This is a genomic window from Devosia sp. (assembly GCF_041917035.1).
Classification (GTDB): domain Bacteria; phylum Pseudomonadota; class Alphaproteobacteria; order Rhizobiales; family Devosiaceae; genus Devosia_A.
This window is the reverse complement of the sequence record NZ_JAYRYM010000084.1, coordinates 1-14,463: the sequence shown is the minus strand read 5'-3', so window position 1 is coordinate 14,463 and position 14,463 is coordinate 1. Positions and strand designations below refer to the sequence as shown.

Here is a 14,463-nt window from a genome sequence, read left to right as displayed (position 1 = left end):
CGCGAAGAAGAAAGCGACGAGGAACAGCACCGTCTGCAGCGTGACGATGACGCCGCCGGTCGCGCCGTCGAGAAAGAAGCTGACATAGGCGCCGGCGGCCGCGGTCGCCGCGCCGAGCAGGACAGCCAGCACCAGCAGCACCTGGAAGCGGTCGGTGAGCAGGTAGGCGGTGGCCCCGGGGGTCACCACCATGGCGATGACGAGAATGGCCCCGACCGTCTGCAGCGCGGCCACCGTCGAGGCGGCCAGCAGCGTGAAGAACAGCACCTGCAGCAGCCGCGGGCTGAGCCCGATGGTGCGTGCGTGGTTCTCGTCGAAGAACACCAGCATCAGGTCCTTCCACCTGGCGACGAGGATGGCGAGCGACACGACGGCGACGATCACCACCTGCACCACGTCGCTGTCCGAGATGCCGAGAATGTTGCCCAGCACGATCGCCTGCACGTCGACGGCGGTGGGGTTGAGCGAAACCATCAGCAGCCCCAGCGCGAAGAACGAGGTGAAGACGATGCCGATCACCGCGTCCTCGCGCAGGCGCGTGCGCTGCCGGGTCAGCACCATCGCCGCGGCAGCAAGGCCACCGGCAAAGAAGGCTCCGAGCGAATAGGGCAGGCCGAGCATGTAGGCCCCGGCGACGCCCGGCACGACCGCGTGCCCCAGGGCGTCGCCGATCAGCGACCAGCCCTTCAGCATCAGATAGGCCGAGAGGAAGGCGCAGACGGTTCCGACCAGCGCCGAAACCCAGATCGCCTTGACCATGTAGTCGTAGGCGAAGGGCGCAAGCAGATCGGGCATCACGGCTCCTCCCTCCGGCTGGGTGTGGCCGGCCGCGTGTCGGCATGCTCGCCGTAGAACACCACCGGGCGCTCGTCGTCGGTGAGCACGGTGACCCGCCGCGTGTCGCCATCGGCGTGCAGGTCGTGCCCCGCCAACTGGAAGTGCCGCAGCACCCCGCCGAAGGTCATCTCGAGGTTGGACTGGGTGAAGACCTCGGCCGTCGGCCCGAAGGCGAGGACGGTCCGCTTGATCAGCACCACCTGGTCGCAGAAATCGGGGACGCTGCCCAGGTTGTGGGTGGAGACCAGCATCAGGTGCCCATCCTGCCGCAGCTCCTGCATGAGCGCGATGATGGCCGCCTCGGTCGTGACGTCGACGCCGGTGAAGGGCTCGTCGAGCAGGATGATGCGCCCCTCCTGGGCCAGCGCGCGGGCGAGGAACACCCGCTTGCGCTGCCCGCCCGAGAGCTCGCCGATCTGGCGCCTGCGGAACTCGGACATGCCCACCCGCTCGAGCGCCGCGTCGACCAGGCGACGGTCCTGCGCCGAGGGGATGCGGAAGAAGCCCATGTGGCCCTGCCGCCCCATCATCACCACGTCCTCGACCAGCACCGGAAAGTTCCAGTCGACCTCCTCGGCCTGCGGCACATAGGCGACGAGGTTGCGCCGCAACGCCTCGCGCACCGGCAGCCCGGCCACCCGGACGGCGCCCGCCGAGGGCGTCAGGAACCCCATGATGGCCTTGAACAGGGTCGACTTGCCGCTGCCGTTGACGCCCACGAGAGCGGCAATCGAGCCCGGCCCGAGCGAGAAGCTCGCATCGCGCAGCGCCACGTTGCCATTGGGGTAGGCGACGGTTACGCCCTCGACCGACAGCGAGGCCGGCAGGCCGGTGTCCTGCTTCGCATGCGGATCAGCCAGCACGGTCACTTCCCGAACCCCTTCGCGATGGTGTCGACGGTGACTTCGAGCAGCTTGAGGTAGGTCGGCACCGGACCGTCGGCCTCGCTGAGCGAATCGACATAGAGCACGCCGCCATAGGCGGCCCCGGTCTCCTTGGCGACCTGGCGCGCCGGCTTGTCGGAGATGGTGCTCTCGGAGAACACCACCGGGATGCTGTTGGCCCGTACCGCGTCGATCACCTTGCGCACCTGCTGCGGCGTCCCCTGCTGGTCGGCGTTGATCGGCCACAGGTAGAGCTCCTTGAGGCCGTAGTCGCGCGCGAGGTAGCTGAAGGCCCCCTCGCTCGAGACCAGCCAGCGCTCGTCGGCCGGGATCTGCTCGAGCCGGGCCCGCAACGGCGCATCGATCGCCTGGATCTGCGCGACATAGGCAGCGGCGTTGGCGTCGTAGGTCGCGGCGTTGGCCGGGTCGTGCTGGACCAGCGCCTTGCGGATGTTCTCGACATAGGCGAGGGCGCTGCTCGGCGACATCCAGGCATGCGGATTGGGTTTGCCGGAATAGGGCCCCTCGGAGATGCTGATCGGCACAATCCCATCGCTGACGACCACTTGCGGCACGTCCCTGACATTCTGGAAGAACCGCTCGAACCATTGCTCGAGGTTCATGCCGTTCCACAGGACCAGGTCCGCGCCCTGCGCCTTGACGATGTCGCGCGGCCCCGGCTGGTAGCCGTGGATCTCGGCGCCGGGTCGCGTGATCGATTCAACCACCGCCGCATCCCCCGCGACGTTGCGTGCGATGTCGGCGATGATGGTGAAGGTCGTCACCACCGTGAATTTGTCCTCGGCCGCAGCGGGCAGGGCGGCCAGCCCTGCAGCCATGGCAAGTCCCGCAAGAACGTGGCGCCGGAGCATCGGTCGGGTTTCCTTGTTGCGAATGGTTCCTAATTGCATCAGGCTGCGACCTCTTGTCAACTCCCTTGCTCCCGATTGCTTTCCGGCGGCGATTCTTTCACGATCCGCACAAAACAGGTGGGCCCGAATGCCATCCTTTCGTCTGATCGACGCCGCGCTGCCGGCGTTCGGCGTTCCGCGCGTGCGCCCGGAACTCGACACTGCCATCTATACGCAGCGCCTCGCGGCGCTGATCAGGGCAAGGCGCGCAGCCGGTCTCGATGCGCTGGTCGTCTATGCGGATCGCGAGCACGCCGCCAATCTCGCCTACATCACCGGCTTCGACCCGCGCTTCGAGGAGGCACTGCTGGTCATGGTGCCGGACAGCCCACCGACGCTGCTCGCCGGACCGGAGAACCTCGCCCGTGCCGCCAGTTCCGCCATCGAGGTGGAGGCGCGGCTCTATCCGCCCTTCGGCCTGTTGGGCCAGGACCGCAGCAAGACGCCGGCCCTCGAGGAGGTGTTGCGCAATGCCGGCATCGGCCCGCGGCATCGAGTCGGCGTACTGGGCTGGAAGTATTTCGGCCCCTACGAGGCCGCGAAGCCGGAAAACTGGCTCGAGACCCCGTCCTACATCGTCGACGCCCTGCGCCGCATCACCGGGCCGGACGGGCGGGTGGTCAATGCCAATGTCATCCTGATGCACCCGGTCACCGGCCTCAGGGCCGTCAACGAGGTGCCGCAGATCGCCCAGTTCGAGTTCGGCGCCGTCGCCTGCTCGGAAGCGGTCAAGGCGCTGATCGCCAATGTCCGGCCGGGCATGACGGAGTTCGAGGCCATCCGCCACATGCAGCTCGGCGTGCTGCCGCACAGCTGCCACACCATGCTGTCCTCCGGCGACCGGCTGGTCGGCCTCAACAGTCCCTCGGGTCGTGTGCTCGGGCCCGGCGACCCGATGACCACCGCCGTCGGCTATATCGGCGGGCTGACGAGCCGCATGGGCTGGCTGGCCGAAGACGAGGGCGGGCTGCCAGATGCGGCCCGGGACTATGTCGATCGGCTGGCCGGGCCCTATTTCCTGTGTGCCGCCGAGTGGTACGAGACCATCGGCATCGGCGTGACGGGCGGCGAACTCGACGCGCTGGCGCGGCGACACCTCGGTGCGCCGTTCTTCAACCTGGTGCTCAATCCCGGCCACCTCATCCACATCGACGAATGGATGAACACGCCGGTCTACCCCGGCTCGCGTGAGGCCTTCGTCTCCGGCCAGGTGGTGCAGTGCGACATCATCCCGGCGGCAGGGCCGCCCTACCATGGCGCCAACATCGAAGACGGCGTGGCGCTGCTCGACGAGCGGGGCAGGGACGAGCTGCGCGACAGCTTCCCGGACCTGTGGGAGCGCGTTGCGGCGCGCCGGGCCTTCATGCGCGAGGTGCTGGGCATCCATCTGAAGCCCGAGGTGCTGCCGCTCTCCAACATGGCCGGTGCGATGCCGCCCTACTGGCTGGCCCCCGGCCGGATCGTTGCGCGAGCGTGACGCTATGCAACGCGCTCCACTTGCCAATTTGACGCAGGCCGATTATTTCGTTGAGCATCGACATTTGGCTGACATCCGGCCGTATGCCCCCGCTTTCGGTCAGGCGCACGCTATGGGACTCCAAACATCGACTGACCGGACAGGGTGATCCCCAGTCCAAAGACAACACTGCGAAGAGGACCACCCGATGCAGAAGGGCACTGTGAAGTTCTACAACGACCAGAAGGGCTATGGGTTCATCCAGCCCGACGACGGCACCAAGGACGTGTTCGTGCACGCCACCGCGCTGCAGCGCGCCGGCATGACCGGACTGGCCGAGGGCCAGAAGGTCTCGTTCGAGGTCGGCGAGGACCGGCGCACCGGCAAGATGGCCGTGACCACCATCTCCGCCGCCTGATTTCCGGCGTCTGCGATTTCGAAGGTCGGGTGCGTCAGGCGTGCCCGGCCTTTGCTTTGCCGGTGACGCCGCCGGCCTCGCCCCAGGTGATCAGCCGGGCGCTGCGATGCCCGGTGCGGTAGATCCACAGCCAGCTGATCGCCACCGAGATCCGGTTCTTGACGCCGATCAGGAAGTAGATGTGGGCGAGCCCCCACACCCACCAGCCGAGCCCGCCGGTGAGTTGCAGCCAGCCCAGATCGATCACGGCGGCGCTGCGTCCCGCATGAGGCCAGGTCCGCAGTCTCAATCGGCGCACCGAGCGTAGCTCGCATGCACAGGACGCGCCCCTCTGCCGATGACCCCAGCGGCGGGCGGCTGGTGTTTGCGCCCTCGATGGCCTATTGCGGGCCGGTGCCTTGCGGCGCCGCGCCGGTCGGGGGCCGGTGAAACCAACTCCCGGGTCGGCGAGTTGGTGAGACGGTGAGGAGACCACCCATGAAGCTGCTGCCATTCGCCTGCCTGTTCGCCGCGCTTGTCGTCGTGAACTCCACGACACAGGCGCAGGATACCCCCGCCTCGGTGGTCCAGGGCCAGCAGCCCTTCACGCAGAGGGTGCTGACCGACGGGCTCGAGGGACCGTGGGAACTGACCTGGGGGCCGGACGACTGGCTCTGGGTCACCGAGCGCACGGCCGGGCGGATCACCCGCATCGACCCGCAGACCGGCGAGAAGCGCGTCGCGATCGACATTTCCGAGGTCGAGGCGCCGGGCGGACAGGACGGGCTGCTGGGCATGGCGCTGCACCCCGAGCTCCTCGCCGGCACCGGCAACGACCACGTGTTCGTGGTCTACACCTATCGCGACAAGTCGCGGGGCGGCGATCCGACGGTCAAGGATCCCTTCAACCCCTACCACGATCTCTACACCAAGGTGGTGCGGCTGACCTACGACCCGGCGACCCAGTCCCTGTCCGATCCGGTCGACGTGCTGGCGGGGCTGCCGGCCAGCAACGACCACAATTCAGGTCGTCTGAAGATCGGTCCCGACGGCAAGCTCTACGAGACCATCGGCGACGGCGGCAAGGATCAGCTCGGCAACTGGTGCCTGCCGATCGAGGCGCAGCGCCTGCCCACCGCCGAGGAACTGGCGGCCGGCGACTACATCGCCTACCAGGGCAAGTCGCTCCGCCTCGACCTCGACGGCTCGATCCCCGACGACAATCCCGTCATCGGCGGGGTGCGCAGCCACGTGTTCACCTCTGGCCACCGCAACATGCAGGGCATCGACTTCGCGCCCGACGGAACGCTCTATGCGTCCGAGCAGGGCCCCAAGACGGACGACGAGGTCAACATCCTCGTGCCGGGCGGCAACTACGGCTGGCCGCACGTTGCCGGGTTCCGCGACGACAAGGCCTACCAGTATGCGCGCTGGGCCGACGCGACGACACCCTGCGCGCAGCTGCAGTTCAACGACATCGAAATCCATCCCTCGGTGCCGCGCGAGGACGAGACGGCGTGGCCGGAGACCTTCGTCGAGCCGCTGGCGACGCTGTTCACCGTGCCCAGCGACTGGGATTTCACCGACCCGACCTGCCGCGGCGTCGACTTCATCTGCTGGCCCACCGTCGCCGCCTCGAGCATCGAGGTCTACGTGCCGCGCGAGGGCGGCATTCCGGGCTGGGAGAACTCGCTGCTGGTCACCACGCTCAAGCGCGGATCGCTCTATCGCTTGCCGCTCACCGCCGACGGCAAGGCCCTGGGCGGCCCGATCGAGCGCTACTTCCAGTCCGAGAATCGCTTTCGCGATACCGCGATCTCACCGGACCGCCGGACCATCTACGTCGCCACCGATCCGGGAGGGCTTGCCGAAAAGCTGGGTGGTGGCACGACCACGACGATGCGGAATCCCGGTGCCATCCTGGTGTTCAGCGCCGCCGAAGCGGTGGCCGATCGGCCGGGCGCGGCGTCGGATGGCTCGGATTCCGGCCCTGCCATCGGGACCGGCGGCGGCGGGATGCCGGTGTTCACTGCCGCCCAGGCGGATCGGGGCGAGGCGGCCTACCTCGCCAACTGCGTATCCTGCCACGGGCCGGGCCTCATCAGTGCCAACTACGGAACCCCGCTCGCCGGCCCGTATTTCGACGACAAGTGGCGGGGCAGAAGCGTCGCGGCGCTCTACGCGCACCTGCACGACCGCATGCCGCCATCGCGGCCGGGGAGCCTGTCGGACCAGACCTACGCCGACCTCCTCGCCTATATTCTCGAGGTCTACGGGCTGGTGCCCGGCGCGGCCGAGCTGCCCGCTTCGACCGCCGCCCTCGACGAGATGACCATCCCTCCCGCCTCCAACTGACGCGAAGGCGCCAACCCACGGATTTGCCTACCGTATAGGCAATCCGCGGGGGCGTCGGGGTGGATCACCGAAATCGTTTTCACAAAGCGGGCTATCTGTCATACCAGTTGTTGACAGCGTCGAAGGCGACGTGCAACGGTCGCGGAAAATCGGGAGTTTTTCGGGCAATCCTCGCAGAAGGCGCCCGAGCGGAGGGGACCAAGCATTAGTCTGCGGCCGGTGTGGCTGCCCGTGAGGGCGCCCGGATCATCTGCATGCACGCGCAATGGTTCGGCGGACCTGCGATCCCCCGGACAGGTCGGTGACCTGTCGATGTTCTTGCATGCCCGCCAATCCGGCGCGGCCGGAGTCCGGACGGCCTCGCCGCCCGGCGAGATGAGGGGAGTTCTGGGCCGCGAGGGCCGCCCATCCAGATCAGCGCCTCAGGCGGGGCGCGAATGTTCCAACGACAGTCAAGGGAGAATCTGTCCATGGCAAAACTGAAGTTATTGGCGGCCGCATTTGCGGCACTGGCGCTGGCGGTATCGCCACTCGCCGTGGTGGCGCAGGACGCGGCGCCCGCCACCGAGATCACGCCGGCCACGCCGCTGCCTGATCTGCCGCGCAACCAGGAGCTGATCCTGGGCTGGTCGATCACCTCGCCGATCGGCGTGACCAATCCGTGGGCCATCCCCGGCTACACCCACCAGGAAGGCAATGTCCTGATGTGGGAGCCGCTGATGTACTTCGGCATCTTCTCGGACAAGGAAATTCCGTGGCTGGCCGACAGCATGGAATACACCAATGCCGACTTCACCAAGCTCGAGATCAAGCTGAACAAGGACGCCAAGTGGAGCGACGGCACCGCCGTGACCTCCGCCGACGTCGTGTACACGTTCGAAGGGCAGATGAAGAACGAGAAGCTGCCCTATCACGCCCACTTCGACCAGTTCGTGGCCTCCGCCACCGCCGTTGACGACCTGACGGTGGAAGTGACCTTCAAGATCCCGGCTCCGCGCTTCAAGTTCGAAGTGCTGACCGAGAAGTTCGACACCGGTATCCCGATCGTGCCGAAGGCGTGGATGGAAGCACAGGCCGACTACAACGCGGCCCCCGGCGGCATCGACATCCCGCACTCGGGCCCGTACGACCTCGTGGCCTGGAACGCCAACCAGAAGATCTACAACCTGCGCGAAGACTGGTGGGCCGTCACGGCCGGCCGCATCGCGGCTCCGGCGGTCAAGCGCGTCATCTATGTCAATCTCGGCGGCCAGGTCGGCCAGAACATGGACACGATTGCCCAGCGCATCGTGAACAACGAGATGGACTCCGCGCTCGACATGCGCTCGTCGGTGATCGGCAACATCCTTGCCCAGAACCCCGAGATCACCACGCATGCCGGCAACGAGTCGCCCTACGGCTATCTCGACTGGTGGCCGAACTCGCTGTGGATGAACACCCAGCTCGAGCCCTACAACGACCCCAAGGTCCGTCGGGCCATGAGCCTCGTGATCAACCGCGAGCTCATCAACGAGGTGCTCTACGAGGGCGCCGAGATCGCCACGATCTACCCGTTCCCGCTCTACCCCGGCCTGCAGGCCTTCGCCGACTCGCCTGAAGTCAAGGCGCTCGAGGAGAAGTACCAGCCCGGCCTGTACGATCCCACCCAGAGCGAAGCGCTCATGGCCGAAGCCGGCTTTGCCAAGAACGGCGACGGCCTGTGGGAGAAGAACGGCGCGACCGTCAATGCCACCATCCAGGGCTTTGAAGGCATCCATTCCGACATCGTCCCGATCCTGGTCGAGATGCTGCGCAATGGCGGCTTCGATGCCTCGGTGAACTTCGGCACCGACGCCTACCAGAACATGGCGGACGGCACGGCCGGCCTCTACATGTTCGGCCACGGCGCGTCCCTCAAGGACCCGTTCGAGGCTCTGAACCTGTTCCACGGCAAGTACTCCGCCTCGATCGGCACGTCGGCCGGCAACAACCGGTTCTCGCGCTACAACAATCCCGAGTACGACGCCCTCCTCGACTCGATCGCTCCGCTCTCGTCGGAAGATCCGAAGTTCCACGAGGGTGCCGCCAAGGCGCTCGAGATCTACTGGCGCGACCAGATCGATATCCCGATCATCCAGTGGCTGCACCGCATCGCCTACAACCAGCACTACTGGAAGAACTGGCCGACGACCGCCAATCCGGCCATGGGCACCAATGGCGCCTTCTGGGCGCAGACCGGCCTGCTGGTTGTCACCAGCCTGCAGCCGACCGGCGCCGAGTAAGCCGGCACTCATCGCGGGGGGCGCGCCCGGCGCGCCCTCCGACTTCCTGGAATTGCGGTGCCGGAGTCGCTCGCGTGAACATCAGGCTGATCGTCAAACGCCTTCTCTTTCTGTTCCTGGTGGTCTGGGCTGCATCGACCATCGTGTTCTTCATCCCGCGGCTGTCACCCCGCAACGCCATTCGCGAGCGCTTCGCCGAACTGGCGCGCATGGGCGGCTTCTCGCCGGGCGACCTCGAGAAGATCATCGCCTCCTACACCCAGCAGTTCGGCCTCGATAAGCCGCTCTGGGAGCAGTATTTCAGCTATCTGGGCAACATCCTCCGCCTCGATTTCGGCTACTCGCTGCAGCGCTACCCCTCGACCGTGGTCGACCTGATCATGCAGTCGATCCCGTGGACGCTGGGGCTGCTGCTCGTCACCACCATCATCAGTTTCGTCATCGGCAACCTGCTGGGCGCCATCGCCGCCTGGCCGAAGGCGCCGCGCTGGACGCGCGCCGTGGCCACGCCCTTCGTGCTGCTCACCGGCGTGCCCCCGGTCATCATGGGCGTGCTGCTGCTGTTCTTCGTCGGCTTCCGGATGAAGCTGCTGCCGCTCGGCGGCGCCTATTCGATCGGCATCGTGCCCGACTGGTCGATCGCCTTTGCCCTCGACATGCTCAAGCACCAGATCCTGCCGGCGCTGTCGCTGATCCTCGGTTCGGTCGGCGGGTGGGTGCTGTCGATGCGCGGCATGGGCATCACCATCCAGGGCGAGGACTACGTCAATTTCGCCGAGCACAAGGGGCTCAACGGCAGCGTCATCTTCCGTGACTACTACCTACGCAACGCGCTGCTGCCGCAGGTGACCGGCTTCGCCCTGGCCCTCGGGACCGTGGTGACCTCCGCCATCGTGGTCGAGGGCATCTTCGGCCTGCCCGGCATCGGCACCACGCTCAACAATGCCATTCGCTCCAACGACTTCCCGGTGATCTACGGGATCGTTCTGTTCATCACCATCGCGATCGCCGCGCTGATGACTCTGCTCGAGTTCATCTACCCGCTGCTCGACCCGCGCATCCGTCACGAATAGGAGTCGGTCGTGGCCAACACAGTGCTCGCGCAAGCCGAGGTCCGCCAGCCCAGCAGCCTCGTGCTGCTGGTCCGCTACCTGCGCCGCAACTGGAGCCTCGGGATCGGCCTGCTGATCCTGCTCGCCCTCGTTGCGTTCACCGTCATCGGTTTCCTCGTCATCGACCCCAAGGACGCCTATCCGCTCGCCGCCGCCACCAAGAAGGCGCCGAGTCTCAAGTATCCGCTCGGCACCGATTTCTTCGGGCGCGACCTGTTCGCGGCCATGGTGGTGGGCATGTGGCAGACCGCGGTGATCGGTATCCTCGCGGGTGGCATCGGTACCGCGGTGGGCGTCGTGCTCGGCTTCATGTCCGCCTATTTCGGCGGCTGGATCGACAGCGTCATCCGCACCGTGTGCCAGATTCTCACCCCGATCCCGGTCCTGCTCATCCAGGTGGTGGTCGCCGGATCGCTCGACAAGCGCGACGTCACCTTCCTCACCATGGCCTTCATCGTCGCCATGCTGGCGTGGATGGGACCGACCCTGGTGGTGCGATCGCAGGTGCTGACCATGAAGGAGCGACAGTTCGTGGCGGTCGCCAAGCTGTCGGGCGTGTCGGACCTGGGCATCATCTTCAAGGAGATCCTGCCCAACCTGCTGCCGTTCATCGCGGCCGCCTTTGTCGGCCAGGTCTTCTCCGCCGTGTTCGCGTCCTTCTATCTCGCGGTGCTCGGCCTGGGGCCGCTGCGCGAGCCGCTGCTCGGCAACATCATCTGGGCTGCACAGGGGCAGGGCGCCTTCTTCAACGGCTGGTGGTGGTGGCCGATCGAACCGGCCGTCGCGATGATCCTGATCCTCGGCTCGCTCGCCCTGATCAACATGGGCCTCGACGAACTCGCCAATCCGCGCGTGCGCAGGACGGAATAGCCATGAGCAGCACAGTCTCGACTGCCGGCGAGGCCGGCGCGCGCAGCGCCTTCACGGCGGCGGGCTCCCCGCCAGTCCTGCGGGTGGAACATCTCGAGGTCACCTACTACACCGACCTCGGCCGGGCCAAGGCGCTCGATGACGTGACCTTCAGCCTCGAAGCCGGCCAGAAGCTCGGCATGGTCGGGGAGTCGGGTTCGGGCAAGTCCACGATGGCGCTGGCCATGATGCGGATGATCAAGCCACCGGGACGGATCGAGGCCGGCAAGGTCACCGTCGGCACCACCGAGCTGATGGGCCTGAGCGAGGAGCAGATGCGCAAGGCGCGCCTCAGCGAGATCGCCTACATCCCGCAGGGCGCCATGAACTCGCTCAACCCGGTGATCCGCATCGGCGCGCAGATGGTCGATGCCATCCGCTCGCATCTGCCCAACGAGCCGCGCCGCGCCATCGAGGAGCGCTGCACCCACGCGCTGCGCTCGGTCGATCTCGATCCCGGCGTCTTCCGCATGTATGCCCACGAGTTGTCCGGCGGCATGAAGCAGCGCGTCTGCATCGCCATCGGCATCCTGCTGCAGCCCAAGGTGATCATCGCCGACGAGCCGACCAGCGCCCTCGACGTGGTCACCCAGCGCCAGGTCATGGAAACCATCGACCGCGTGCAGGACGAGATCAACGCCGCCGTCATCCTGATCGGTCACGACATGGGCCTGATGGCGCAGTTCGTCGACCGCGTCGCGGTGATGTATGCGGGCCGGCTGGTCGAGGTCTCGACGGTGCGCGAGATGTTCACCGAACCCAAGCACCCCTACGCCCAGGCGCTGATCTCGAGCCTGCCCAATCTCGAGAACAAGGGCGTGTTCCAGGGCATTCCCGGCCTCGCCCCGTCCCTGTTGCGGCTGCCCAGCGGCTGCGCCTTCCATCCGCGCTGCGGCAAGATGATGGACATGTGTCGCACGGCGAGGCCCGATACCCGGATGCTCTCCAGCGGCCGGACCATCACCTGCCACCTGTATAACGACGAGGCGTGAGCATGGCCAACCTGCTGGAACTGAAGAACGTCTCCAAGGTCTACTCGCGCGGGCTGATCAACGCCCAGGCGACCATCGCCCTGCAGGACATGTCGCTCACCCTCAAGGAGGATGAGCCGACGATCATGACGGTCGCCGGCGAGAGCGGCAGCGGCAAGACCACCCTTGCCATGCTGCTGCTCGGCTTCATCACCCCGACCACCGGCGAGATCATCTATCGCGGCAAGAACATCACCGCGCTGCAGGGCGAGGATCGCCTGGCCTACCGTCGTGAAGTGCAGGCGGTGTTCCAGGATCCGTTCGCCGTGTTCAACCCGTTCTACACGGTCGATCACCTGCTCACCGTGCCGATCCGGCGCTTTCGCCTCGCCCGTTCGAAGTCCGAGGCGCGCGGCAAGATGGACGAGGCGCTGACCGCCGTCGGCCTGCGCCCGGAGGACGTGCTCGGCCGTTTTCCGCACCAGCTCTCGGGCGGACAGCGCCAGCGCATTAACGTCGCGCGCGCCCTCCTGCTGAAGCCGCGCCTCCTCATCGCCGACGAGCCGGTGTCGATGGTCGACGCCTCGCTGCGTGCCAACATCCTCGAGACCCTGCGCAACCTGCAGCGCGATCATGGCGTGTCGATCATCTACATCACGCACGACCTGACGACGGCCTATCACATCGCCAAGTCGATCATCGTGCTCTATCGCGGCGGGGTCATGGAGGCCGGCGACGTCGATGCCGTGATCAAGTCGCCGCAGCATCCCTATACACGGCTGCTGGTCGATTCCATCCCGTGGCCCAACCTCGATCAGCGCTGGGGCGCGCATCCGATCATGGCGCGCGAGGCTGCCGGCGGCCGCAGCCACGGCTGTCCCTTCAAGTCGCGCTGTCCGCAGGCCATGCCGGTCTGCGACACCCGCCCGCCGCTGTTCGAGATCGATTCCCGCCACGCTGCCGCCTGCTACCTCTACGACAAGCAGCCCAAGGTGCAGGCCGAGCGCCTGTCGGAACTGCTGCCGGTGTGACACGGACGGCCCGTCAACCTCACGTCGACCGGTCGATCCGGTCGTAGCGCCCTGCCCAAGACCATTGCGGATCAGAACCGATGCTCCAGATCGCCGAATTCATCTCGCCCACGCCGTCCCCCGTCTGGCGTCTCGCTCAGCAATGCGGGGTGACGCTCGCGGTCGGCGGACTGCCCTTCGATACCCTGCAGGCCGGCGAGCGCGTCTGCGACCTCGCCCCGCTGACCCGCATGAAGCACCGCTACGAGGAGGGGGGCTTCAAGCTCGAGGTGATCGAGGCGCGGCCGCCGCTCAACAAGGCCAAGCGCGGGCTGCCCGGCAGGGATGAGGAGATCGACGTCGTCTGCGAGCTGCTGGTCAACATGGGCAAGCTCGGCATCCCGGTCTGGTGCTACGAGTGGATGACCGATTTCAACTGGGTACGCACCAACTTCGCCACCCCCTCGCGGGGCGGCTCGGTGGTGACCAGCTTCAACGCCGAGGACGTGCCCGACGACATCACCTCCAACCCGCCGATCAGCGAGGAAGAGCTGTGGACCAGCCTCGAGTATTTCCTCAAGCGGGTGCTGCCGGTGGCCGAGAAGGCGGGCGTCAGGCTGTCGATGCATCCCGACGATCCCCCGATCACCCCGATCAAGGGCGTCAGCCGCATCATGCGCACCGTGCCCAACTTCCGTCGGCTGGTGGAGATGCTGCCCTCGGAGCACAACACCATCACCATGTGCCAGGGGAACTTCACCCTGATGACCGATGATCTGCCCTCGGTGATCCGGTCGTTCGCCGACAAGATCAGCTTCGTGCATTTCCGCGACGTGCGGGGCGTGCCCACGCGCTTCGAGGAGACCTGGCACGATGCCGGCAAGACCGACATGCTGGCCTGCATGAAGGCCTATCGCGAGATCGGCTTCGACGGCGTGCTGCGCCCCGACCATGTCCCCACCGTGGAGGGTGACAGCAACGAGAATGCCGGCTATTCGGCTTTCGGTCGGCTCTATGCCATCGGCTATATCCGCGGCCTGCAGCAGGCCGTTTACGCCAACTAGGGACTAACCTGATGAAGATCGCGCTCACTGGCGGCAGCGGCGGCGTCGGCCGCGCCATCACCGCCGAGGCCCTGGCGCAGGGTCATACCATCGTCAGCATCGACCGGGTGGCCCCCGCAGATGCGCCGCCGCCGGGCGTCAGCTTCGTCGCTGCCGACATGGCCGAGTACGACAGGCTGGTCGAGGCCTTTGCCGGCTGCGACGCGGTCATCCACATGGCGGCCATCCCCTCGCCGGGGAACCATCCCGACCACGTCGTGCACAACAACAACGTGGTGGGCAGCTACAACGCCTTG

14 protein-coding genes are annotated in these 14,463 nt (G+C 66.7%); 10 read left to right on the top strand and 4 right to left on the bottom strand.

From position 1 onward, the window contains the following. From ACE3TU_RS10700 to ACE3TU_RS10690, 3 genes are all read right to left on the bottom strand, one after another. Positions 1-798 (bottom strand): metal ABC transporter permease (locus tag ACE3TU_RS10700; protein ID WP_374623861.1); only part of this gene is annotated, 798 nt, incomplete at its 3' end. After that, positions 795-1,700 (bottom strand): manganese/iron ABC transporter ATP-binding protein, encoded by a 906-nt coding sequence (locus ACE3TU_RS10695; protein ID WP_374623864.1) that lies wholly within the window; start codon positions 1,698-1,700, stop codon positions 795-797. The genes ACE3TU_RS10695 and ACE3TU_RS10700, both read right to left, overlap by 4 nt. A 2-nt stretch (positions 1,701-1,702) precedes the next feature. Further along, positions 1,703-2,593: a metal ABC transporter substrate-binding protein gene (locus tag ACE3TU_RS10690; protein ID WP_374623858.1), complete on the bottom strand. Its 891-nt coding sequence runs from the start codon at positions 2,591-2,593 to the stop codon at positions 1,703-1,705. 127 nt (positions 2,594-2,720) lie between these two features. On the opposite strand from ACE3TU_RS10690, the gene ACE3TU_RS10685 reads away from it, so the two are divergent. Both ACE3TU_RS10685 and ACE3TU_RS10680 read left to right on the top strand, forming a co-directional pair. Continuing rightward, positions 2,721-4,109, top strand: coding sequence for an aminopeptidase P family N-terminal domain-containing protein (locus ACE3TU_RS10685; RefSeq protein ID WP_374623855.1), 1,389 nt, complete (start codon positions 2,721-2,723; stop codon positions 4,107-4,109). Between the two features lie 187 nt (positions 4,110-4,296). Then, entirely contained in the window at positions 4,297-4,506 is a 210-nt protein-coding gene (locus tag ACE3TU_RS10680) for a cold-shock protein (protein WP_374623852.1), read from the top strand. A 34-nt stretch (positions 4,507-4,540) separates the two neighbouring features. Here the strand turns inward: ACE3TU_RS10680 and ACE3TU_RS10675 are convergent, their stop codons facing one another. Continuing rightward, positions 4,541-4,795 (bottom strand): hypothetical protein, encoded by a 255-nt coding sequence (locus ACE3TU_RS10675; RefSeq protein WP_374623849.1) that lies wholly within the window; start codon positions 4,793-4,795, stop codon positions 4,541-4,543. A 188-nt stretch (positions 4,796-4,983) separates the two neighbouring features. On the opposite strand from ACE3TU_RS10675, the gene ACE3TU_RS10670 reads away from it, so the two are divergent. The 8 genes from ACE3TU_RS10670 to ACE3TU_RS10635 all read left to right on the top strand — a co-directional run. Further along, a complete protein-coding gene (locus ACE3TU_RS10670) occupies positions 4,984-6,840 on the top strand; it encodes a glucose/sorbosone family PQQ-dependent dehydrogenase (RefSeq protein WP_374623846.1) in 1,857 nt (618 codons plus the stop codon). Between the two features lie 470 nt (positions 6,841-7,310). Next, positions 7,311-9,101 carry an ABC transporter substrate-binding protein gene (locus tag ACE3TU_RS10665; protein WP_374623843.1) on the top strand — a complete coding sequence of 597 codons (1,791 nt, stop codon included), beginning with the start codon at positions 7,311-7,313 and terminating at the stop codon, positions 9,099-9,101. Between the two features lie 74 nt (positions 9,102-9,175). Continuing rightward, positions 9,176-10,174 (top strand): ABC transporter permease, encoded by a 999-nt coding sequence (locus ACE3TU_RS10660; RefSeq protein WP_374623840.1) that lies wholly within the window; start codon positions 9,176-9,178, stop codon positions 10,172-10,174. 9 nt (positions 10,175-10,183) lie between these two features. Continuing rightward, positions 10,184-11,083 (top strand): ABC transporter permease, encoded by a 900-nt coding sequence (locus ACE3TU_RS10655; protein ID WP_374623837.1) that lies wholly within the window; start codon positions 10,184-10,186, stop codon positions 11,081-11,083. A 2-nt stretch (positions 11,084-11,085) separates the two neighbouring features. Beyond that, entirely contained in the window at positions 11,086-12,114 is a 1,029-nt protein-coding gene (locus ACE3TU_RS10650; protein WP_374623834.1) for an ABC transporter ATP-binding protein, read from the top strand. A 2-nt stretch (positions 12,115-12,116) separates the two neighbouring features. Then, positions 12,117-13,124 (top strand): ABC transporter ATP-binding protein, encoded by a 1,008-nt coding sequence (locus tag ACE3TU_RS10645; protein WP_374623831.1) that lies wholly within the window; start codon positions 12,117-12,119, stop codon positions 13,122-13,124. Positions 13,125-13,204: 80 nt separating this feature from the next. After that, positions 13,205-14,167 (top strand): mannonate dehydratase, encoded by a 963-nt coding sequence (locus tag ACE3TU_RS10640; RefSeq protein ID WP_374623828.1) that lies wholly within the window; start codon positions 13,205-13,207, stop codon positions 14,165-14,167. Between the two features lie 11 nt (positions 14,168-14,178). Next, on the top strand, positions 14,179-14,463 hold a 285-nt coding region (locus ACE3TU_RS10635), incomplete at its 3' end, for an NAD-dependent epimerase/dehydratase family protein (RefSeq protein ID WP_374623825.1).